Source organism: Anabaena sp. EIM26, assembly GCF_057568715.1.
Genome location: NZ_CM172472.1, coordinates 3,657,745 through 3,679,665 on the forward strand (window position 1 = coordinate 3,657,745; position 21,921 = coordinate 3,679,665).

At 39.8% G+C, this 21,921-nt stretch carries 18 protein-coding genes and 1 pseudogene; 5 read left to right on the plus strand and 14 right to left on the minus strand.

The annotated features are described in order from the left end of the window. Position 1 precedes the first annotated feature (1 nt). Entirely contained in the window at positions 2-379 is a 378-nt protein-coding gene (locus AC012T_RS15940) for a hypothetical protein (RefSeq protein WP_487059770.1), read from the plus strand. A gap of 65 nt (positions 380-444) precedes the next feature. On the opposite strand, the gene AC012T_RS15945 is transcribed toward AC012T_RS15940, so the two are convergent. Both AC012T_RS15945 and queG read right to left on the minus strand, forming a co-directional pair. Then, complete coding sequence (locus tag AC012T_RS15945; protein ID WP_487059771.1) at positions 445-1,083, minus strand: HAD-IA family hydrolase; 639 nt, start codon at positions 1,081-1,083, stop codon at positions 445-447. Further along, the gene (queG, locus tag AC012T_RS15950; protein WP_487059772.1) at positions 1,058-2,029 is read right to left on the minus strand and encodes a tRNA epoxyqueuosine(34) reductase QueG; all 972 of its coding nucleotides are present in this window, start codon (positions 2,027-2,029) and stop codon (positions 1,058-1,060) included. Before queG ends, AC012T_RS15945 begins: the two co-directional genes overlap by 26 nt. Positions 2,030-2,324: 295 nt before the next feature. Here queG and AC012T_RS15955 point away from each other — a divergent pair, with 295 nt between their 5' ends. Next, a complete protein-coding gene (locus AC012T_RS15955; RefSeq protein WP_487059773.1) occupies positions 2,325-2,846 on the plus strand; it encodes an orange carotenoid protein N-terminal domain-containing protein in 522 nt (173 codons plus the stop codon). A 161-nt stretch (positions 2,847-3,007) separates the two neighbouring features. After that, positions 3,008-3,424, plus strand: coding sequence for a nuclear transport factor 2 family protein (locus AC012T_RS15960; RefSeq protein WP_487059774.1), 417 nt, complete (start codon positions 3,008-3,010; stop codon positions 3,422-3,424). Positions 3,425-3,447: 23 nt separating this feature from the next. Here AC012T_RS15960 and AC012T_RS15965 read toward each other — a convergent pair whose 3' ends face one another. The 4 genes and pseudogenes from AC012T_RS15965 to AC012T_RS15980 all read right to left on the minus strand — a co-directional run bounded on the left by AC012T_RS15965 (position 3,448) and on the right by AC012T_RS15980 (position 6,930). Next, positions 3,448-3,897 (minus strand): hypothetical protein, encoded by a 450-nt coding sequence (locus tag AC012T_RS15965; protein ID WP_487059775.1) that lies wholly within the window; start codon positions 3,895-3,897, stop codon positions 3,448-3,450. Positions 3,898-4,065: 168 nt separating this feature from the next. Continuing rightward, on the minus strand, positions 4,066-4,485 hold the full coding sequence (locus tag AC012T_RS15970) for an ATP-binding protein (protein ID WP_487059776.1): 420 nt from the start codon (positions 4,483-4,485) through the stop codon (positions 4,066-4,068). A 3-nt stretch (positions 4,486-4,488) separates the two neighbouring features. After that, positions 4,489-6,161 (minus strand): annotated as a pseudogene (locus tag AC012T_RS15975) (SpoIIE family protein phosphatase). 49 nt (positions 6,162-6,210) lie between these two features. Further along, positions 6,211-6,930 (minus strand): response regulator, encoded by a 720-nt coding sequence (locus AC012T_RS15980; protein ID WP_487059777.1) that lies wholly within the window; start codon positions 6,928-6,930, stop codon positions 6,211-6,213. Positions 6,931-7,752: 822 nt separating this feature from the next. Between AC012T_RS15980 and AC012T_RS15985 the strand changes: the two genes are divergently transcribed. Continuing rightward, on the plus strand, positions 7,753-9,906 hold the full coding sequence (locus AC012T_RS15985; RefSeq protein ID WP_487059778.1) for a hybrid sensor histidine kinase/response regulator: 2,154 nt from the start codon (positions 7,753-7,755) through the stop codon (positions 9,904-9,906). Positions 9,907-9,987: 81 nt separating this feature from the next. On the opposite strand, the gene AC012T_RS15990 is transcribed toward AC012T_RS15985, so the two are convergent. From AC012T_RS15990 to AC012T_RS16025, 8 genes are all read right to left on the minus strand, one after another. Beyond that, entirely contained in the window at positions 9,988-10,755 is a 768-nt protein-coding gene (locus AC012T_RS15990) for an ABC transporter ATP-binding protein (RefSeq protein WP_487059779.1), read from the minus strand. Positions 10,756-10,874: 119 nt separating this feature from the next. Then, entirely contained in the window at positions 10,875-12,092 is a 1,218-nt protein-coding gene (locus AC012T_RS15995; RefSeq protein WP_487059780.1) for an ABC transporter permease, read from the minus strand. 87 nt (positions 12,093-12,179) lie between these two features. Further along, positions 12,180-13,640, minus strand: coding sequence for an efflux RND transporter periplasmic adaptor subunit (locus AC012T_RS16000; protein ID WP_487059781.1), 1,461 nt, complete (start codon positions 13,638-13,640; stop codon positions 12,180-12,182). A gap of 275 nt (positions 13,641-13,915) precedes the next feature. Then, positions 13,916-14,509, minus strand: coding sequence for a TetR/AcrR family transcriptional regulator (locus tag AC012T_RS16005; RefSeq protein WP_487066626.1), 594 nt, complete (start codon positions 14,507-14,509; stop codon positions 13,916-13,918). Between the two features lie 279 nt (positions 14,510-14,788). Next, the gene (locus AC012T_RS16010) at positions 14,789-16,141 is read right to left on the minus strand and encodes a TolC family protein (RefSeq protein ID WP_487059782.1); all 1,353 of its coding nucleotides are present in this window, start codon (positions 16,139-16,141) and stop codon (positions 14,789-14,791) included. A gap of 111 nt (positions 16,142-16,252) precedes the next feature. Beyond that, positions 16,253-16,924: an ABC transporter ATP-binding protein gene (locus tag AC012T_RS16015; RefSeq protein ID WP_487059783.1), complete on the minus strand. Its 672-nt coding sequence runs from the start codon at positions 16,922-16,924 to the stop codon at positions 16,253-16,255. A gap of 72 nt (positions 16,925-16,996) precedes the next feature. Further along, positions 16,997-18,274, minus strand: coding sequence for an ABC transporter permease (locus AC012T_RS16020; RefSeq protein WP_487059784.1), 1,278 nt, complete (start codon positions 18,272-18,274; stop codon positions 16,997-16,999). Between the two features lie 147 nt (positions 18,275-18,421). Further along, a complete protein-coding gene (locus AC012T_RS16025) occupies positions 18,422-19,975 on the minus strand; it encodes an efflux RND transporter periplasmic adaptor subunit (RefSeq protein ID WP_487059785.1) in 1,554 nt (517 codons plus the stop codon). A gap of 814 nt (positions 19,976-20,789) precedes the next feature. Here AC012T_RS16025 and AC012T_RS16030 point away from each other — a divergent pair. Continuing rightward, on the plus strand, positions 20,790-21,671 hold the full coding sequence (locus AC012T_RS16030; protein WP_487059786.1) for a tetratricopeptide repeat protein: 882 nt from the start codon (positions 20,790-20,792) through the stop codon (positions 21,669-21,671). Positions 21,672-21,921: the final 250 nt, after the last annotated feature.

Sequence of the window (21,921 nt, forward strand, 5' to 3'; positions counted from 1 at the left end):
TATGTCTGATAAAGTGCAGCCTAATCCCAATCAAGCTCCCACTCATGATGCACAATTAGCTGCTGAACAAATAGCTAGCGGTGAAGAAAAAGCACCAAAGGTAAATTTTGAAGCTGATTATGCAGCTGCACAGCAATTCAGTGTCAGTGAAATTGACCGCACAGGTGAAGGGAAAATTGCTGCTGAAACTGCCACTGCGCCTAAATATGAAGTTTCTGAATCAGAAGAAACAAAAACTGAAGCACAGCCAACAGGTAATCCTGATGATTATGTGGAAATGGCTAAGGAAATAGGTGCTTCTAGGACTGAGGCAGTTACTACTGTTAGCGATGATTTAATACAACAGGCTTTGAAAAAAGGTGAAGCCCCTAGAAAGTAATTCCATTAACATCAAAAACTTATTTATTGCTAATGCTCAATCTTTATGAGGTTGAGTTATTAGTATTACGAATTATTTTTGATGACTTCTAACAATTCACTGGGATGATCAATTAAAAAATTTGGATGTTCTTTAGCTAGTGCTTCCGCTGAATTAAACCCCCAGGTGACTGCAATCACTTTGATATTCGCTTTTTTTGAAGCTTCGATATCTCTAGTTTCATCACCGACGTAAATAACTGATTGTGTTTTAATTTGCCTCTGTCTTAAAACATTATTAATTATTGTGGTTTTTCCAAAAATTGTTACTCCTGAATGGATAAATTCAAACAAATAATCTAAATCATTATATTTGAGAAACTCAGTTACATTTTCTTGAGAATTAGACGTAATAACTCCAAGTTGATATCCTTCTTTTTTGAGTTCTATTAAGGCTTCTGGAATTCCGGGTATAGGATGAAATTCTTTGATTTTGGTTTTTAATTCTCCTTTGACTTTTTTGAGCAGAAAAGGAATTTTGAATACGGAAATACCTGAGTAGCTAATAATTTCTCTAGAAGTTAAATTTCTCAGTAGAGCTAGTTCATCGGGGGTAATTTGTATATAACCAAACTCTAAAGCTAAACGATTGGCAATAGTTACAAGAGCATCTACTGTATCCGCAATCGTTCCATCAAAGTCAAATATTATTACTTTCTGGGTCATTCTTTAGCCTAGATGCGTCAAGATTAGCACGAGCATTCCGTCGTAACATTTCTGGTTTAATCCGTCGTAAGGCTGATGCTGGAAATTGTTTATCCCACTCCTCTTCTGAGATTTGCGCTAATTCTACCAGCTTGGGTGCTAAATTCCCAGGATAAGGTTGAAAATCTGTTACATCTGTTTCCTGAGCAAAACGCTGATTCCAAGGACATACATCTTGACAAATATCGCAACCGGCAACCCAGCCATGTAAGTGAGGTGTCAGTGTTTCTGGCAGGTGATCTGCTCGGTTTTCAATGGTATGATAGGCGATACAACGATTGGCATCTACTACAAATGGCTCGGTAATTGCCCCGGTAGGACAAGCCTGTAAACAACGGGTACAAGTTCCACAATGTTCTGTAGCTGGGCGATCGCTCTCTAGTTCTAGATTCGTTAATATTTCTCCCAAAAAAACCCAAGACCCATAGTCTCGTGTGATCACATTACCATTCTTGGCAATCCAACCAATACCCGCTTTTTGCGCCCAAACTTTATCTTGCACTGGGCCTGTATCTGCGTAATATCTGGCTTTTACACCTTCACTCCATGATTCTAGTCCAGTAGCTAGTTGTTTGAGTTTTTTGTGCAGAATTTTATGATAGTCCCTTCCCCAGCCATAACGGGAAATTTTTGCGTATTCTTCACCTTCTGGACGTTGGTCTGGTGTGTAATAATTTAGCGCCACACAAACAAGCGATCGCACTTCTGGCATTACTAAACGAATATCCTCACGTTTAGGATTAGCCATCCATTGCATATCAGCGTGATAACCTAATTCCACCCATGTTTGTAACCGTTGCGTCACTACGGCATCTAAACCATCTACAGATGCAATCCCAACTTTATGAAAACCCAACTCCCTGGCTTTCTCTTTTACCATGCTGCTGGTGAGTGGAGGCTGATTCATTTTTCTGATTAGAAATTTTGCCAGTTGGTTGCATGGTGATTATACACTATTTTGTGCATATATTCATTTGATCTTACTATCCATACTATTTGTAAACATTGTTGTCAAATTGTTAAGAAATAATGCAGAATAGTTAGCAAGAGGTCAAGCAACCCAGAGTGATGCAAACCTCCCACCGATTAACAAAATGACTTGAAAAAGTGCCGAGTAAAAAATACCAAATCCATTTTTCATGCATTATCGGTGTACGCAGTTCATGACGAATACTTAGTTAATAGACTGTGGTGAAGAAAATATGACATTCACTTCTGATTCAGCTTCAACCCGCCTCTCTCAGGCTTTCAACTACAACACCCAAGCTGGTGATGCTGTCGCTTCAACTACTGCTGTCTTTAAAGCCCTCAGCGTGGATGAACAACTAGCTGTACTATGGTATGCCTACACAGAAATGGGTCGCTCCATTACCCCAGCAGCTACAGGTGCAGCACGGTTACAAATGGCAGAGGGTCTTTTGAGTCAAATTAAGCAAATGTCTTATCCAGAGCAGTTACAAGTAATGCGGGACTTGGCTGCTCAAGCAAATACTCAAGTATCTCGTGCTTACGGCATTTTCAGTGTGAACACAAAGTTGGCTTTCTGGTACGAGTTATCAGAATTAATGGCGAAAGGCTCTGTTATTCCTGTACCAGCAGGTTATCAGCTATCTCGTGATGGCGCACAAGTTTTAGAAACACTCAAAGATTTGGATTTTGGTCAACAAATTACAGTGCTGCGGAAAGTGGTTTCTGACATGGGTGTTGATCCTTTAGCTGACTAATATTACGAATTTAGTCATCTGAAGATAATCAGTTTTCGATATCTCTTCAACCTCAATGTTTTTTATTGTTGTTCCCAGGTAATTAATTTCTTGGGACAACTTTTTTTAGATAGTGATTTATAACAACTTACCAATCACTAATCACCAAATGAGATAAATTTATGACAGCTAGTGAATTTATAAGAGAAATTCAGATTTCGGGAATTACAGAACCAACTATTTTGCTTTATTTTACAACTTTAAACGCTGGGGACTTTACAGCGACTGCTGGGTTATTTGCGGAAGATGGTGTGATGCACCCACCATTGGAGTCTGCTATTGTGGGAAGAGATGCGATCGCTACCTACCTGCATCAAGAAGCGCAAAACATTAAAGCCGAACCCTATCAAGGAATTACTGAGAATTTGGTAACTAATCAAATCCAAATCCAAGTCACAGGAAAAGCACAAACTTCTTGGTGTAGTGTTAATGCTCTCTGGCTATTTATCCTTAATCACCAAAAACACATTGTCGATGCCAGAATCAAACTTTTAGCCTCTAGGCAAGAGTTAATTGCTTTGCGTCCACCAGAGAATTAACAAAAAAATTATTTTTCAGACTTTCATCTAATCTGACTTTGATTAGCTACACTTCTTTCTAAAGAACGCAGTAACAATCTTCTACCTAACTCAATATCTGAGGGAGAACATTGCCAATCTGGGTGCGCTGTCATTAACAAGCTATCTAAAGTTTCTTGATCAAAAAGATGCCATACAGGAGCATCATTCACTCTCGCTTCTAGAGCATAGCAGTTAGGCGTTATACAACGAATCATACAACGGCTGGAGATTCTAGCTAAACTCATTATTTCCCCAGGTTGTAGAGAGCGGAATTTGCGGATCACCTCTTTGAACTCATCAAAAGAAGAAACTATTAACCCAGGAAGAGCCAAAGTCACCTTCTTCTCTCCATTAACTGCTATCCAATAATGACGACTGGGGTCAATACCTTCTAGCCAGGGTGATTCATCATCAAGACGATAGCGAGGCGACAAGCAAAATAAAGGTTTCATAAAAGTGAAATTAGTAAATTTGGTATCAACTTCAGGGTTTTTAGTACCCAAAAGAGACTACAGGCTGGGAAAAGCAGCCTTACATTACAGTATTTGATAAAAACAACTAATAAATCAAATAAATTTAGCAAAAGTTATAGCTTAATTAATATTTCTTAACTCATTGCTTCAATTTTTGGGCAGAATAGCTTCTAGCTTGAGACAGTTAGCACCATTAATCTGCAACCGATACTCTACCTTGTCCATGAGACGATTCATAATCAGCCACCCATAACCGCCTTCTTTTTTTTCCGTCGGATTAGGGGGAAAATAGGTAGACATATCAAAGCCTTGGCCATAATCCCAAATTTCCAGCAACAATTTGTGATCATTTAGTTCCAAACGCAACAAAATTGGCAAATTAGGCTGATCTTTGTGAGCATGACGTACAGCGTTAGTATATGCTTCCACCAACGCCAAGCGTAAACGACTGGATTGTGCTGACCAATCCACAGATTCTCCAAGCTGGATTTTTAAGCATCCTAGCAACCAAGCTTCAACGATATTTACAAAAATCAAGTCACTTGGTACTTGAAGCTCACTTTTCATTACTTACATAACCTCCAGAGAGAGGATTGTTTGGTCATCTTCTTGCACATGGTTATCTGCTTGAATACGAGCGATTAAATGTTTGAGAGACAGTGATTGAGGTTGCTCTTGGATCAGTTGCCAAAGACCTTCCTGATTTAGCATGGTAGGCTGAATAGATCGACTACTACCATCAGTATTTTTGGATTGGCTTGAATTTATTGATACCTTAGCTTCTGTAATACCATCACTAGCTAACAGTAATGTGTCTCCAGAAGTAAGTTTCAATCGCTCAGACTGTGATTGCCACTTTGGTAGGATACCCAAGGGGACACTGCGGATTTTGAGGTAATTTGGTTGAGTCGCCAAATTTTCTGACTGTGACCACAATAGTGGATAAATATGCCCAGCGTTAGCATAAACAAGTTCCTGAGTAGCCGGGGTGTAAGATGCAATGACAAGGGTAATAAAGTAATTGTTACTGATTAAGTCATCAGATAAAGCATAGTTAAGATTCTGCATGACAACATTCGGCTCGGCTGGTGATTCTTGGGATAATTCCCGACGTAATAAAGAAATAGCACTAGCCATAAACAGAGCCGCTGGAACACCTTTACCGGAAACATCACCGACTGCTAACCACAATTCACCTTTAGGATGAACGAACACTTCAAAAAAATCTCCTCCTACTTCCCTGGCTGGGTAACAGCAGGCTTGTACCTTGAGACCGTCAGATCAGGTAAAGTTTGACGGAGCAGATTATTTTGAATTTGGCGAGCAACTTCTAATTCCAGGTGGATTTGCTGTTGTTTTTCTTGTAGGCTTTGGTAGAGTTTGGCTTGGGAGAGAGCTAAAGCAGCTTGTTCTGCTACACCTGTAAGGAGTTGAATGTCTTCCTCTGGCCAAGGATGCTCACTGCCCCATTGATAGAGAGTCATCACAGCTAGTAAGTGCTGTTGGTAGGTAAATGGGACAACTAAGCAGTGATAAGGATTGTCATGATGTATATCTTGAATTATTTGATAGTGTTGAGTTTGGAGAACTTCTTCAATTAGGGGGATAGGGTTGAAGGGTAGAGTGAAATTTGGGTCTTTGGAATCTTGATAGGAAAACTGGTTTTGTGTCAGGCGATCATCCTCTACTAGTCTGAGTACACAACTAGTAGCTGCAAAGGTTTTGCCAATAGTACAGACAATTTTTTGTAAGATACTATCATAGTCAAAGGATTGCCGAATTGCTGTGGTGACGGCATTAAATAAAGATTCTCGTCGTAGGGCATGACGTAGCTCTTTTGTCCGCTTTTTTACTAATTTATATGTATCACAGCCTTGTTCGACTAATGCTTTTAGTTGTTCAGGCTTCCAAGGTTTAGTGATGTATTTAAATACTTGACCAGAATTAATTGCATCGACTAAATCTTCGACATCAGTAAAACCGGTCAACAAAATCCGAATTGTATCGGGAAAGCGTTCGACGGTGCGACTGAACAATTCCGTGCCGTTCATATCTGGCATTCTTTGATCGGAGATAATCACAGCCATCTCTCCTACTTGATCTAAGATTGCCAAAGCATCATGGGCATTATTTGCTTTATATACTTTAAAATTTCGCCAAAAAGTGCGGTAGAGTAAGTCCAAATTATCTGGCTCGTCATCTACCACCATGAGCTTGAGTTTTTCTTGATCTTTCTCAGTCATCTTATCCAACAAGCTATCCTTCCTCCACCAAGACTGCCTTCTTGCATCATTAGCCCACGATTCCAGAACGCAAGGCACGTACTGCTGCTTGGGTACGGTCATCAGCACATAGCTTGTTAAGAATATTGCGGACGTGTGTTTTTACTGTTCCAATTGTGATATAAAGTCTCTCCGCAATGATCGCATTGCTACAGCCTTCGACTATTAATTGTAATACTTCTAATTCCCTTTCTGTAAGAGAGTAAGCTTCAATAGGCTGCTGAGTTTCTGATGATTCTAAAGAATTGGCGGAAATTTTGGTATCTGAGGATATGGATGTCAGTCTCTGTGGACTTTGTTGTGCTTGTTGTAATACTATGCGAGCGATCGCTGGATCAATCCAAGCATTACCATTGTAAGTTACTCGCACTGCTTCGAGTAAATTATCGAACTTGATATCCTTCATGCAGTAGGAGTCTGCTCCAGCCGCAAAAGCTGCCAATACTGCCTCTTTATTATCCCGTAGGGTCAAAATTAACACTTTTGTGTCTAACTCTCCACCTTCAGCAACAGCTTTTAACTCTTTTGTTAGCTCAATGCCATCCTTATCTGGTAAACCAATATCGACAATGGCAATATCTGGTTGTAGTTTTTTTAACATTTTTAGTCCCTCAGCCGCATTGCCAGCTTCCCCTACAACTTCGATCTCTTCCTTTTGCATTAGTGCTGTCCGAATACCCACACGGGTGAGATCATGATCTTCAATTAGCGCAATCCGAATTTTACTCATAGTCAACTTCTGTCTGTTAACACTCAGTTTTACACTTAATCATGCCCAAAAGGCATGAGAATCTTAACTTGTAATTATTTCCACCATATTGTTTAACTTCTCTTTCCGTAGTGTAACTGTAATTTTCGCCATCATGCACAACGGATGACAGGTATTTCTTGACCGAGATGATCCCAAACGTGTAAATTCAGCAAAATTGGTAACTGTATTTTGGCAGTAATTTATCAAGCTGGTGTAAAAAGCTGAAATTTTGTGCTTTCTCTAGATTCAGAGACTTTAAAAAAGATTATGGTCATTTTTGTCTCAACTTTATCGCCGCAATTTCCAGAAATTTATCTTATGATCAATACTCTATAGATATAGGCAGAAATCAGGTAAACGGAATACACTTTATGTTGTAATATAGTAATCCAATTTGAATCTTGAGAATTTACTGTGACTGAAAATCTATATCCAAATAGGGATTTGCAGATCAAACCCGTTCAAAAATTAGAAATCCCAGATCTTATTTTCAGAAGAACTACCTAGGGATATCACTTCTACAAAAATCTAACTTTTTATAGATTTTTTTTGATTCATGCAACACAAGTTATCACCAATCGAACCAGGTTGCCATAGCAATCCTAAATCATTTATCAACAACGATACCCCAAATTTTTTCACAAATTTAGATATCTGACTTTTATATTTTCAAAACTCAAGCCAGTTTTACCCATAAATCTGTTTGGATGTTCAGCACAAACTCAGTCAAGTTGCTGACTTTTAAAGTCTGCTGTATTTAATAGTTGATCGCAATCAAATAAAATATATTTATTAGAAACAATGCCAGAATTATGGAATATTTTTTTTAATTCAGATCAGTTCATACCGCATGGACATTGCTATCTTTGGAAAACTAATTTAGTTTCCCTACATTTAGTATCTGATGCACTAATTGCCCTCGCTTATTATTCAATTCCTATTACATTATTTTATTTTGTTAATAAGCGTAAAGATCTACCATTTTCTTGGATATTTCTGTTATTTAGCGCCTTTATTATTGCTTGTGGCACTACTCACTTACTAGCAATTTGGACTCTTTGGTATCCAACTTACTGGTTGTCAGGTTTGATTAAAGCTGGCACTGCTCTCGTATCTGTAATTACGGCAGTGGAACTTGTGCCTTTAATTCCTCAAGCAATAGCTCTTCCCAGCCCTACTCAACTACAACAAATAAATCAAGAATTGCAAACAGAAATATCTGATAGGTTACGTATAGATAAGGAACTCAGAAAATATCAAAATCATTTGGAAGAGTTGGTCACTCTCCGCACTCAAGAGATTACTAATACCAACGAGCAATTAAAACAGGAAATAGCTGAACGTCAACGTATTCTCGAAGTTTTAAGACAAAATGAGGAACGCTACCGTTATTTAGTGGAAGCGATACCCCAACTGGTCTGGACAAGTAATGCCAAAGGAGAGTGTGATTATTTTAATCAAAATTGGAGCGAATACACAGGATTAACATTTGAGGAATCATTGGATGATGGTTGGTTAGCAGCGTTACATCCAGATGATTTGGAAAGTTCTTATACAGTTTGGTTAAATGCTATTGAAAGTGGTACTAAATACGAAAATGAATATCGCTTTAAACGGGTTGATGGTTGTTATCGTTGGCAATTAGCACGAGGATTACCACTTAAAGATGAGCAAGGTTCTATCATCAAGTGGTTTGGTACTTGTACAGATATCCATGAACACAAAGAAATTCAACAAGAACGCGCCCATTTACTAGAGTTAGAACAAGCAGCACGCACACAAGCTGAAACAGCTAATCGAATTAAAGATGAATTTTTAGCTGTACTTTCACATGAGTTACGCACACCTCTAAATTCAATTTTAGGGTGGTCACAGTTGTTGCAAACCCATAAATTAGACGAGATTAAAACATCTCAAGCCTTAGTAACTATTGAGCGCAATGCCAAATTACAGGTTCAACTGATTGAAGATTTACTTGATGTGTCTAGAATTTTACAGGGTAAACTGGTGCTGAATACGGCAAACGTTAACTTAGAAAACACAATTGTGTCAACTATAGAGACAATCCGTTTAGCCGCAGCCACTAAATCTATTCAGATAAAGACAGTATTGCCAGAGAATATTGGCAAAGTGATAGGAGATCCTACTCGCTTGCAACAAGTTATTTGGAATTTGCTTTCTAATGCTGTTAAATTTACGCCTAGGGGAGGAATGGTAGAAGTGCAATTAGGGCAGGTTGATGACTATGCTCAAATTACTGTTAGTGATACGGGTAAGGGAATTAGTGATGAGTTTTTGCCCTATGTATTTGATTACTTCCGGCAAGCAGATAGCAGTTCTACCAGAAAATTTGGTGGATTAGGTTTAGGTCTGGCAATTGTGCGGAATATAGTGGAAATGCATGGTGGAATTGTTTTTGCAGAAAGTCCAGGTATAGGTCAGGGGGCAAGGTTTACTGTCAGATTGCCGTTGACTAAAGATGATAGTTCTAGGGTGATGGATGAAGAGAATAGTTCTGCAAGTATGACTTTAAATTCTTTATCGCTAAATGGTGTAAAGGTTTTAGTTGTTGATGATGATGTTGATTCTCTCGATTTTGTGGCGTTTGTTTTAGAACAGGATGGGGCTGAAGTGATGGCGGTATCTTCAGGATTGCAAGCAATAGAAGTGCTATCACAATCACAGGTAGATGTGTTGATCAGTGATATTAGTATGCCAGAAATAGATGGTTATATGCTGATACGTGAAGTGAGAAGTTGGAGGTCTAAACAAAGCGGCAAAATTCCAGTGGCCAGCGAACCTATGCCAAAGGCGATCGCATTGACAGCTTATGCTGGAGAATATGACCAACGCCAAGCTTTAGCCGCAGGGTTTCAGTTGCATCTGTCAAAGCCGATAATTCGAGAAAATTTAGTGCGTGCGATCGCTCAAATCATGAATTTATCGCAGAGTTAACAGCTGTTTTTTTAAGGCAGAAACGCAAAATGTACTAGGAACAATCTGGTAAGTTTGCCGTAATTCTCCGATTAATGGCTATTATCCAGATACTACCAGCTGATTTAATTCTGCTGGCGTAATGTGAGAATGGACGACTTCACCATCACGAAACCAAACAATACGCTTGGTTTGACGTGCAACTTCAGGTTCGTGAGTCACCATGACTACTGTAATTCCACTTGCATTCAGTTCACTAAAAATATCTAGAACTTCTTGAGTTGTCCGGGAATCAAGTGCGCCGGTGGGTTCGTCAGCAAGGAGAACAACGGGACGGTTGACAATGGCGCGGGCGATCGCTACTCTTTGTTGTTGTCCCCCTGATAATTGGGTAGGTTTATTATTGAGGCGTTTTTCTAAACCTACTTTGATCAATGCTTCAATTGCCCGTTCTTTTCTTTCCCCAGGCTTAACACCAGCATACACCATTGGCAGCATGACATTTTCCATTGCTGTCAATTGATTTAATAAATGGAATTGCTGAAATACAAATCCTAGCTTTTTATTGCGAATATGTGCCAATTCTGTATCACCGATTTGGGCTACATCAAGATTGTCTAAATAATAATGTCCAGAACTAGGACGATCTAAACAACCGATAATATTCATGGCTGTAGATTTTCCCGAACCAGAAGGCCCCATAATTGCACAATATTCACCTTCTTCTATAACTAAGTTGATATCATTTAGTGCTTTTACTTCTGTTTCTCCACTACCATAAACTTTAAAGATATTCTCTAAACGAATAATTCCTGATTTTGGTACTGAGTTGGGAATATTTGCATCAGTTATAGTGAGAGTATTTGCCACAAGAATTATATCCTTTTTTTAACGAACCACAGAGACGCAGAGAACACAGAGAGAAGAAATATCATATTTATCGAAACTGGAATTTTGAACTTATAATTTTCTACAAAACTCAGCACTTTTCATGCACTTCTTAATGCCACTATGGGGTCAAGTTGAGCAGCACGACGGGCTGGAACTACGCCAAAAAATAATCCAATTCCACCAGATATACCAACTGCCATTGTAATGGAAACGATGGAAATACTCGCTTCTAAAGGAGTCAGGACTGATACTAATATTATGCCACCAACTCCAACTGTAGTCCCCACTAAACCGCCAATTACAGAAACAATTACTGCTTCAATAATGAACTGAAGTAAAATGTCTTGCTCGGTAGCACCAATTGCTTTTCTTAAGCCAATTTCTTGGGTGCGTTCGGTGACAGAAACGAGCATAATATTCATAATACCAATACCACCGACAAATAAGGAAATTCCAGCGATCGCAGCCAGCATGGTTGTCAAAGCACCGGAAATTTGACCTACTGTTTGCAAAGCATCCTTTTGGGTACGGATTGTAAAGTCATTTTCACCGACGAGTTTATGGCGTTGTCGCAGTAAATTGGTAATTTGAAATTCTGCCGCATCCACGCTATCTGCATCTTTGGCTGAAGTGACAATATAGGTTACTTCTAGTCCATAGGGAGAAGTTCTTCCCACTAGTCGATTTGCTGATGTAAAAATCGGGACTAATGCTGACTCGTCGTAATCGACACCCAAATTTGAACCTTTGTCAGTTAGCACTCCAATTACTTGAAAGCTGGCATTTTTAATTCTGATCTGCTGACTAACAGGGTTAGTATTACCAAAAAGTTTTTCTTTCAATTTTGCACCTAGCACCACAACTTGGTTGCTGCGCTTCATGTCTATATCGGTGAAAAATCTTCCTGTGGCTACTTCAAAATCCCGCACTTGCAAAAAGCTGGGAGTTGTCCCAATAATATTGACATCGGTATTTCTATTTTTATAAGTAACTACCTGTCTACTATTCAATTCGGCTGTGGTAGCTGCTATTGTGGGTACTTGAGTTGCGATCGCATTAGCATCTTCTAAAACCAGCGTTCTGGTCACATTTCTAGCTACCCGTTGAGTCTCTTCGTTACCGGGAATCACAAATAAAACGTTTGGCCCCAAGGAATTTAATTGATTAGCTACAAACTTTTGTCCCCCTTCCCCAATCCCAATCATCGCAATTACTGAACCATTACCAATCACAATACCCAACATAGTCAGGGCGCTACGTAATTTGTTAGAGAGTAAGGTTTTACCCGCCATTTGCACGCTTTCTAAGAAGTTCATACTATTTTAGATTTTAGATTTTAGATTTTAGATTTTAGATTTTAGATTGGTAATTGGTAAAAAATCTTAACTGTCACCTGTCACCTGTCACCTCTTTTTTTGTTGCATTTTGTAATCTTTGGGTGGGTTCACAAATATCAAATCACCTTTGTTGACTCCCTCTAAAACCTGAGTTTCGTTTTTGATTTGCGCTCCAATTGTGATTTCTCGAAACTGGGGTTTATTATTCGCATCTGGTATCAGTACGCCAGTTTTGCCATTTTCAGTCAAAATTGCTACAGTTGGTAGGGTTAAAGCATCGTTAATGCGATCGCCCAAAAACGTCACATCTACATTTAAGCCAGAACGCAATTTATCTGCACCACTATCAATCACCACCCGCACCTGAAAAGAAGTCACACCTTGCTCTATCACCGCTTCAGGAGCAATCAGACGCACACGACCTTTAAATACTTGATCTGGATAAGCATCAGCAACAATTTCCACCTGCTGTCCCTGTCTAATCCTACCAATATCAGCTTCTGGAACCTGAGCTAAAACTTCCAAACCCGTCGCTAAAGCCACAATTGAACTAGAAGTGGCTGAGGTACTTGTAGAAGCCGAAGTTGTTGGTGTCACAAAAGCGCCTATATTGGCGTATTTTTGAGTCACAATCCCCGCAAAAGGAGCGCGAATAATGGTATCTTCCAACTGCACTTGCTGCTGTTTTAACTGAGCTACAGCCCCAGCTACGGACGCTTTTAATCTCGCAATTTCTTCAGGACGGTTGCCATTTTCCAGCTTTCGCAGTGCTTCCCGTTCTTGAGCAACTACGGCTTCCTGACTTTTGATATCTTCATTACGGTTCCCCACTTTTTGGAGTGATAATCGGCGTTGAGCTTCTTCTAAACTGGCTTTTGCTCTTTTATCTTCACTGATATATTGTTCTAGAGAATCTTCAGAAATAGCCCCTTCTTTTGCTAACCCTTGATAACGTCTTACCCTAGCTTGGGTTAATTCTACCTGCGCTTTAGCTGAGTCTACAGCGGCTCTAGCTTGATCAATTTCCTGAGAACGATTCCCCGCACGAATGATAGCTAACTGAGCCTCAGCTTGCGCTAAACGAGCTTTTCCTTGGGCAATTTCTTCGGGACGACTCCCCGCTTGACTTTCCGCTAATTGTGCTTTGGCTTGCTCTAAATTGGCTTGAAATTGAAGAATTCGCATTTTAATTTCGGAGTTATCCATACGAGCAATAATTTGCCCTTTCTGGACTTTTTCTCCCTGTTCAATATCCAATTCAGTGATAATTCCCGGATTTTTGGGACTAATATTCACGCTTTGTACTGGTTGCACTTTCCCACTAGCAGTAATCCGCACTGTGATACTTTTGGCTGCAACTGGAACAGTGAGTTTACTAATGTCTTGTTTACGGTTTTCTGGATTCGCTATTTTTAAGGCTGTGGTCGTACCAACTATCAAAATACCAGATGCCATTAACCCCATTAACCAGCGAAATGGGTACTTAATTTTTTTCCCTATCAGCGGAATTTCTATGTGAGTTGTCATATGATTTTGCGGTAATTACTAAAATTGAAATTTGTGAATTTTTTGAAGTCAGAAATGAAGAATTTGGTTTATATAAATCATCAGTAAAATCTATGCTTTGGAAATTATTAATTTTGCTTTTATACTAGCAATTAAAAATAGGATGAGCCATGATCTGATTGGGTTAAATTTACTAGTTTTGGAGATAGATATAATTACTAATTAGCCAGAAACAACAATAAAATGTAAGTAATTACTTATTAATTTGCCAAAAGAGTTTTAGTTAAGTTGTGAAGTTAATCTTGAATGGGTGCAATTCCTTGCCAAACAATATCTACGAGATTTTCAACGAAAATTTTTTCCTCTGTTTTTATAACTTCTCCAGGATGCATTTGTTCTAAGAAAACATAGTTCATTAGTGATCCTAGTAATACCATAGCAATAGTTTGAGGATCGCTTGGACGCAGCCGTCCTTGTTCTATTTCTTCCGCTAGAAATTTAGTGAATACTTTAACATCGCGGATAGGTTTCGATTTAATTATATGTGCCGTTTCTGGAAGTAGATTACCACGCGATCGCAACATCATTAACCGTGGCATTACTTGACGATGAAATTCTAAAGTTTGCAGACACAGATGAATAAGGTTTTGTTTAAGATTTCCTTTCCCAGATAAAGAATCCAATTCTTGCACCCAAGGAGGTCTTTCAGGAATTCCCATTGACGCAAAGAAAAGTTCTTCTTTGGTTGAGAAGCGTTTAAAAATCGACGCTTCAGAAATTCCTGCTTTTTGAGCAATTTCTAAAGTTGAAGCCCCAAATCCTTGTTGAAGAAAGATTTCACGGGCTGCATCTAAAATTTGCTCATTAGTTATTTTGGGTGTGCGTGCCATAAATAAGTGTGTAGTCACTTATTAATTTACTCGTTATTGATTGTGATGTCAAGAACAGGGAATAGGGAACTTTCTTTTCTCGTTCTCATACTCTGTATAGGAATGAATTTTAGAAAGCTCTGCCTTTCATTGTAGAAAGAAGAGTCAGAGCCTCTCTTATAGCATTCCCAGTCGGAGACTGGGAACGAGATAAACAGGAAAAAAGTATTCTCCACCAGACCTGATATTATTCAGGACTCATTACTCGGTACTCATTACTCGGTACTCGGTACTTGTTACTCATTTCTGATTACTGGATCTTTGTAAATTAGCCAAAGCGCGGTTGTAATTTAAAATAGCTGTGATTCGATTACCTTCAGCTATGGTGAGGTCATTTTCGGCAGAAATTACTTCAGTTTGAGTACCAACACCAGCTTGAAATCTGAGTCTAGCTATACTTAGAGCTTCCTTGGCTTGATTTATAGCCACGCTAGAAGTTTGCACATTATCCAAATTGGACTGTAACTGCAAATAGTATTGTTCAACATCAAAGCGAATTTGGTTGCGCTGGCTAGAAAATTGAGTTTCTGCGATCGCAATATTAGCTTTTGATTGAGCCGCTCGCGCTCTTGCTGCACCCCCATCAAACAAATTTAGACTTGCTTGCAATCCCAAGGAATAGCCATCACTAACGCTAACACTGTCGTTATAACGATCTAGTAAATTGTAGCTGGCATTTAAACTAACTTGTGGCCCTAGTTGTGAAAGTGCCTGTCGTCGCTGTTGCTCACTAATATTACGTTGTGCCAAAACTTGTTGTAATTCTGGACGGTTTTGAAAAGCTTGAATAATGGTTTCTTCTAATGGTTGCGGCCAAAGACCAGCTAATTCTACAGGATCTGCCGCACTGATATTAATTGACTGTGGCAAACTTAATCGAGTTGCTAATCGACGACGAGCAACTTGTTGTTGTGAAATAGAATTAGTGAGATTTTGGAGAGAGTTTGCTAAATTAACTTGAGTTTGTAAAACATCAAATCTTGTCCCCACTCCAGCCTGTTGTCGAGCTTCAGCATCTCGCAAACTAGCCTGGGAATTTTCCACAGATGACTGATTAATTCTGACTTGTTCATCTGCTTGTTGCAAATCATAATATTCAGTTGTGACATTTAACTGAATTTCTAATAATCGGTTTTCTACATCTAATTCATCTATTCTTAATTGTTCTTCAGCCGCTCGAATACTAGCTTCCCGATTGCCGGAGGTATAAAGGTTATAACTTAGTTGTGCTTGACTATTGAAAGAAGTACTAGGTGAAGATGAATTATTCAGAAAACCATCACCATTATTAGTTAAACTTCCATTAACACCAAAGTTAGGAAACAAAGCTGATTGAGCTTCGCGTAACGCAGAACGACTGCGTTCTAATTCTAATTTTACTACCTGTAAGTCGTTATTATTCCGTTGTGCTAATTCTAAAGCTTGTATTAAGGTAATTGGCACATTTTCCTGAATTTTAACTTCCTCTGGACGGGTGGGAAATAGTAAAGGATTGGGATTGGAGTTAGGGATGGGGAGAGTTTCTGCACTTGCAAAATTTGGGATGAGAGCGATAAATATTCCAACCCAGGTAGAATGCACTTTAAATAACATAATTTTCACACTTAGTAATAACAGCTTTTTTGAAAACGAACCGCAGAGGCGCAGAGAACACAGAGAAAATCAAGAGAAATTTGTCTATTTTGCAGAAATATTATGCCAGTATTAATTAACTATTAAACCATCTTGAACTCGGATAATTCTTTGAGTTTGAGCAGCGATATCTGGTTCGTGAGTAACAATCACAATTGTGATTCCTTGCTGATTAAGTTCTGTGAGTAAATTCATCACTTCATAGGAAGTCTCAGTATCTAAAGCTCCTGTGGGTTCATCTGCTAGAACTAAAGCAGGTTTGTTAACCAAAGCGCGTGCGATCGCAACTCGTTGTTGTTGACCCCCTGAAAGTTGACTAGGACGGTTGGCAATGCGATCGCCTAATCCCACCTTTTCTAGGGCGGCCAAAGCCCTTTGGCGGCGTTTTTGCTTGGGTAAATTGGCGTAAACCATCGGTAACATCACATTTTCTAGGGCTGTTGAACGCGCTAATAAATTAAACTGTTGGAACACAAAACCTATTCTTTGGTTGCGAATATATGCCAATTCATCATCATCAAAAGTAGTTAAATTTCTACCTTCAAAAATATAATTTCCTCCAGTGGGACGATCTAAACATCCTAAAATATTCATCAGGGTAGATTTGCCCGAACCTGACGCACCCATAATTGAGACATATTCCCCTTCTTCAATGGAGAGTTGAATTCCTTTGAGTATGGGAACATCTACTTCTCCTAAATGGTAGGTTTTGGTAATAGATTCCAGCCAAATCATGGTTGTCATATCATTGAGGAGTTAATTTTAAACGCAGAGGAACGCAAAGGTTAGCGCAGAGGTACGCGGAGGTTTAATTATTTAATCACTACGTAAAGCATTTATTGGATCTAATTTGGCGGCGTTTCTGGCTGGAATTACTCCAGCGACTAAGCCAACGCTGAGTGAAAGTGCAAATCCAACAATGATTGATAAAAAAGAAATTACAAAGGGAAATTTAAAACTGGTTGCTGCTGCAAAAGCAATCACAATTCCACCGACAATACCAATAGTTCCACCAGCTATAGAAATCACTATTGCTTCGGCTAAAAATTGGTTAAGGATGGCTGAATTAGTTGCTCCAACTGCTTTTCTAATGCCGATTTCTCGCGTTCTTTCTACAACGGAAACTAGCATAATATTAGCGATACCAATTCCACCAACAACTAAAGAAATTCCTGCGATCGCCACTATCATCACTGTAAATAAACCCACAACACTAGTGAAGGTGTTAACGATATCAGCTTGGTTAGTTAGTCGGAAATCATCGGCTTGTGGTGGATAGATATTGTGACGCAGACGTAAGAGATTGGTAACTTGAAATTGTGCAGCTTCTAACTGTTCTTGATTAGCAGATTTAACTAAAATTCCATTGACAGAAACGCCCACTAAAGCATTATTACCAACTAGTCTTTTTGACATACTAGTCAGAGGAATGAAAATTTGGTCATCTCGGTCTGTTGGCCCTTGAGAACCTTTAGGTTCCATCACCCCAATCACTTCATAAGCCTCTCCCTGAATCCGAATTCTTTCACCAATGACATTACTACTTTGAGTAAACAGTGTTCTTTGGACTGTCGGCCCAATAATGGCAAACTGTGCAGCAGTATCTAGTTCTTCTTGGGTAAAATATCTGCCCTGTTGGGGATGGGTATTTCTGACTTCTGGGTAGTTTAAATCTGTTCCTATAACTGTTGTTGAGGTATTCTGTCCCTCATAAACAACTTGTATATTCCGCTGTAGATAAGCAGATACAAGTTCGGCTGACGGTGCTTGGGTAGCGATCGCTTTCGCATCTTCCCAAGTCAACGTGCTGCTAGAACCTACTCCTTGGCGAATATTACCGCTTCTGGCCGCACCAGCTAAGATTTGTAGCACATCCGTACCCAAGGCTTGAATCTGTTGCTCAACACTCTTTTGTACTCCCTGACCAACAGAAGTAATGGCAATAACTGAAGAAATCCCAATAATTACCCCCAGCATTGTTAGTCCTGTGCGTAATTTGTTACTCCACAGCGTCTCTACCGCCATTAACAATATTTCTAACAATGGAACTGTGCGGGTGTTCTTAGCTTTGTTTGCGTAATAAGCTTTGGCCATAATTGAGTAGTGAGTACCGAGTATTAAGTATCGAGTATTGAGTATTAAGTATCGAGTATTGAGTATTGAGTAGAAAAATCATTCAGTCAGAGTGGGGTTCTTGCCTACGACACGCTGTGCGAAGGAGATTAACTGCGTAACAGCTGACTAAGAACCACCGCGACGACCGCCACCTCGTCCACCACCACCACCATCTAGACCAGGAAATACTCCTCCTCGTGGTGTTGATTGGGGGCGTGATCCTGGTGGGAAACTGAGCAGTACTCTCTCGTCTCCTGTCAATCCAGACTTGACTTCAGTAAAGTTATTCACAGTCATACCAGTCTCAATGCGAGTGAAAACAGGTTTACCATCTCCCCCTGCTACATACACACCTGTTGCACGTTCTTGGCGCACTACCGAAGCTGTTGGTACTACTAGGACATCTTCCAATTTACCAACTTGAAAATCAGCTGCCACATTCATCCCCGAACGCAGCAGCCTTTCAGGGTCTGAGAGTGCTACTCTAACTTCAAAACTGGTAACATTTTGCTCAACTATGGCTTGGGCTGCAATTTGACTAACTTTACCTATAAAGGTTTTGCCTGGGTAAGCATCTGCTTTAATTGTGACTTCTTGACCAATGCGGATTTTAGAAATATTCGTTTCAGCTAAATTGGAGACAACTTCATTCGTAGAAGCTAGAGACAAGATAGAAGAAGAAGTAGCAGAAGATACGGCACTACTAGCAGTTGTAGGAGTCACGAAAGCACCAGGATCAGCATACTTTTTCGTCACCACCCCATCAAAGGGAGCGCGAATTATTGTGTCATTAATTTGGGCTTGGACGTTTTGTAGGGAGCCACGGGCAGACATCATTTGAGCTTGAGCTTGGTCAATATCTTCCCGGCGCGTTCCTGCTTTGAGAAGTGATAAAGATTGCTGTCTCTGTTGGACTACAGCCCGTGCTTGTTGAATATCTTCTGGACGCGATCCTGCTTTTTGCAATGCTAGTGCTTGCTGGGCTTCATTCACCTGAGCCTGGGCGCTATCACGATCTGCTAATTTTTGGTTAACAGTTTGCAGGGAAATTCCTCCTGAATTGAAAAGTTGCTGATTCCGTCGAAAATCATCTTCTGCTTTACTGAAATTAGCTTGGGCGCTTTTTAAGCGTGCCTCAGCTTGGGCAATATCTTGAGAACGATTACCTGCTTCTACCTTTCGCAAATTTGCCAAGGACTCGTCGAGTTGTGCCTGTGATTGAGCAATATCTTGGGGACGATTACCTGCAATCAATTTTTGTAGATTGGCCTCTGCTTGTGCTATCTGTCCTCTAGCAGAGGTGAGTTGCCCTTGCAGGTTGGAATCATCCATGTAAGCCACAATCTGGCCTGCTTCGACCAAATCTCCTTCTTTGACCAGTAGTTTTTTCAGAATGCCTGAATTTTTAGGGCTGAGGTTGATTGATCTTTCCGGCTTCACCGTTCCATTTGCGGCAACTGTGATTGATAAGCTCTGCCTTTGTACAGGCCGGGTGACAACCCGACGTTGTGCTTGTTGATTGGGAAGAACTATGAGTTGGAGATAAGCTAGGTAGCTAACTCCACCTATTAGTCCAAGAACGATTACCCAAGGCAGCCAATGATTTCTACCTTTTTTTTTCTGCTTGAGTTCGGGTACTGATAGAGATGAATCTACAGGGTTTGATGTATCAATTGCCATTTTCACTTTATGTATAAAAGAAACGGCTACTGTGCTGGTTCTTAATGGCTGGAACTCTAGCCTGGTAGCACTTTACTGAGAAAGTATCCACTTTATTTTCAGGTCGCTATTTTTTTATGAATTTTTGCTTTGTGCTATGCCTGGGGCGCAACTTTTACTGTTTAACAAACTTACAGCAGGAGTCAGGAGTCGGAAGAGTTGTGAGTACCGAGTGCTTGACTCTCCTTCTTACTCGTTACCCGTTACTCATCGCTCTGTACTGGCTTGGTGTCTAGGTTTCAATTTTGATGCTGTGCTTCATTAATCTGTAATCTGCTGTATATTATGTAAGTAATTATCGAACAAGTAGCCCATATCTCCTATATGACCAAAGTCACTAGTAGGGGCAAAGATATGGATGACTAAAGTCACCAAAACAGTATTGAGTACCGAGTATTGAGTATGAAGGGACTTCCAAATAAAAAAGTGATTATGTTCTCAATTTTGAGATTTCAGTGGTTAGTGAAATGAGCAAAGTTGAGAGATCAAAAGATTTCAGTGGTTGGAAAAATGTGAAAATGCTGACCGAAAATAGTTATCCAATTAGTCTGTACTCATTACTCGGTACTCGGTACTTGGTACTCAATACTCTAATCGGTACTTGGTACTCAATACTCTAAATAGTTATCCAATTAGTCTGTACTCATTACTCGGTACTCGGTACTTGGTACTCAATACTCTAATCGGTACTCAATACTCAATACTCTTTCTTCTAGAGCAGATATCGTTTAAGCTATTTGAGAGATTCTTTGATTTGTGGTTTAGAGGCGGTAGTGTGCCAAAACACATTCGTTTGATTTTTCTTTTGTTTGTCTGTAGTTTGTGGAGTATGCCAAAAGCAGTTCACGCACAGGCACTAATACCTCATACAGTACAACTTGATACAACTAAGTTGGAAAATCAGGGGTTGAGCTTGGCTCAAGAAGCGGCTCAATTAGCACAGTTTCAGCAGATTGATTTAGCTTTGCCACGAGCGCGGTTGGCTACTCAATTGGCTCCTGAAAATGATAAAGTATGGTTGCTTTTAGGTGGTTTGCATTTGCAAGCTAAAGAGTTTGATACAGCGATCGCAGCTTTACAAAAAGCGCAAACACTAAATCCCAAAAATGCGGATATTCTCTTTGCTTTGGGTTCAGCTAATTTTCAGAAACAAAATTATCAGGCATCTGTAGCCCATTATCAAAAAGGTTTGCAGTTAAAGCCCAATGACCCAGAAGGTTTGTTCGATTTAGGCAATGCTTACTATATGTTAGGTCGCTTACCCGATGCGATCGCTCAATTCAATCAAGCTGTCTCTCAAGATAAAAAATTCTGGCCGGCAATTAACAACATCGGCTTAATCAAATACGAACAGGGTGATGTTCAAGGGGCAATTAAACAATGGCAAGAGGCTGTTGCTATTGATAAGCAAGCCGCAGAACCTTTATTAGCTTTAGCTGTAGCATTTTATAATAAAGGTGATACTCAACAAGGATTATCTATGGGAGAAGCAGCAATTCGCATAGATCAACGCTATGCTGATTTAGATTTTCTCAAGCAAAATCTCTGGGGTACACGTCTGCTGCTAGATACGAAAAAATTCTTAGAATTACCCCAGATGCAAGCAGCCCTAGAACCCCAAGAAACACCAGCAACCGAACAACAGCCTAGACAGTAGGAGGTAGGAGGACAGGGAGCAGGGAGCAGGGGGAGGCAACAGCCGTTTTGATTCAGTGAAATTGGATAGTTTATTTTGTGGAGTTATCTAAATTCTCTCTCCATCTCCCTCTCTCACCTTCTTTCAGAATCAATAAATAATAATTTAGGTTAATAGTTGCTGACCTTTACCCATTTATAGTACATATATTCTATACAAATGTGGCAGTTGCCAGGTAGCAATAAACATAAAACCGATGCCTTCTGGGGCG

Excerpts from the sequence above, each read along its gene's own strand:
- AC012T_RS15940 (WP_487059770.1), top strand. The coding sequence starts at position 2 with ATGTCTGATAAAGTGCAGCCTAATCCCAATCAAGCTCCCACTCATGAT.
- AC012T_RS15945 (WP_487059771.1), bottom strand. The coding sequence starts at position 1,083 with ATGACCCAGAAAGTAATAATATTTGACTTTGATGGAACGATTGCGGAT.
- queG (WP_487059772.1), bottom strand. The coding sequence starts at position 2,029 with ATGAATCAGCCTCCACTCACCAGCAGCATGGTAAAAGAGAAAGCCAGG.
- AC012T_RS15955 (WP_487059773.1), top strand. The coding sequence starts at position 2,325 with ATGACATTCACTTCTGATTCAGCTTCAACCCGCCTCTCTCAGGCTTTC.
- AC012T_RS15960 (WP_487059774.1), top strand. The coding sequence starts at position 3,008 with ATGACAGCTAGTGAATTTATAAGAGAAATTCAGATTTCGGGAATTACA.
- AC012T_RS15965 (WP_487059775.1), bottom strand. The coding sequence starts at position 3,897 with ATGAAACCTTTATTTTGCTTGTCGCCTCGCTATCGTCTTGATGATGAA.
- AC012T_RS15970 (WP_487059776.1), bottom strand. The coding sequence starts at position 4,485 with ATGAAAAGTGAGCTTCAAGTACCAAGTGACTTGATTTTTGTAAATATC.
- AC012T_RS15980 (WP_487059777.1), bottom strand. The coding sequence starts at position 6,930 with ATGAGTAAAATTCGGATTGCGCTAATTGAAGATCATGATCTCACCCGT.
- AC012T_RS15985 (WP_487059778.1), top strand. The coding sequence starts at position 7,753 with ATGCCAGAATTATGGAATATTTTTTTTAATTCAGATCAGTTCATACCG.
- AC012T_RS15995 (WP_487059780.1), bottom strand. The coding sequence starts at position 12,092 with ATGAACTTCTTAGAAAGCGTGCAAATGGCGGGTAAAACCTTACTCTCT.
- AC012T_RS16000 (WP_487059781.1), bottom strand. The coding sequence starts at position 13,640 with ATGACAACTCACATAGAAATTCCGCTGATAGGGAAAAAAATTAAGTAC.
- AC012T_RS16005 (WP_487066626.1), bottom strand. The coding sequence starts at position 14,509 with ATGGCACGCACACCCAAAATAACTAATGAGCAAATTTTAGATGCAGCC.
- AC012T_RS16010 (WP_487059782.1), bottom strand. The coding sequence starts at position 16,141 with ATGTTATTTAAAGTGCATTCTACCTGGGTTGGAATATTTATCGCTCTC.
- AC012T_RS16015 (WP_487059783.1), bottom strand. The coding sequence starts at position 16,924 with ATGACAACCATGATTTGGCTGGAATCTATTACCAAAACCTACCATTTA.
- AC012T_RS16020 (WP_487059784.1), bottom strand. The coding sequence starts at position 18,274 with ATGGCCAAAGCTTATTACGCAAACAAAGCTAAGAACACCCGCACAGTT.
- AC012T_RS16025 (WP_487059785.1), bottom strand. The coding sequence starts at position 19,975 with ATGGCAATTGATACATCAAACCCTGTAGATTCATCTCTATCAGTACCC.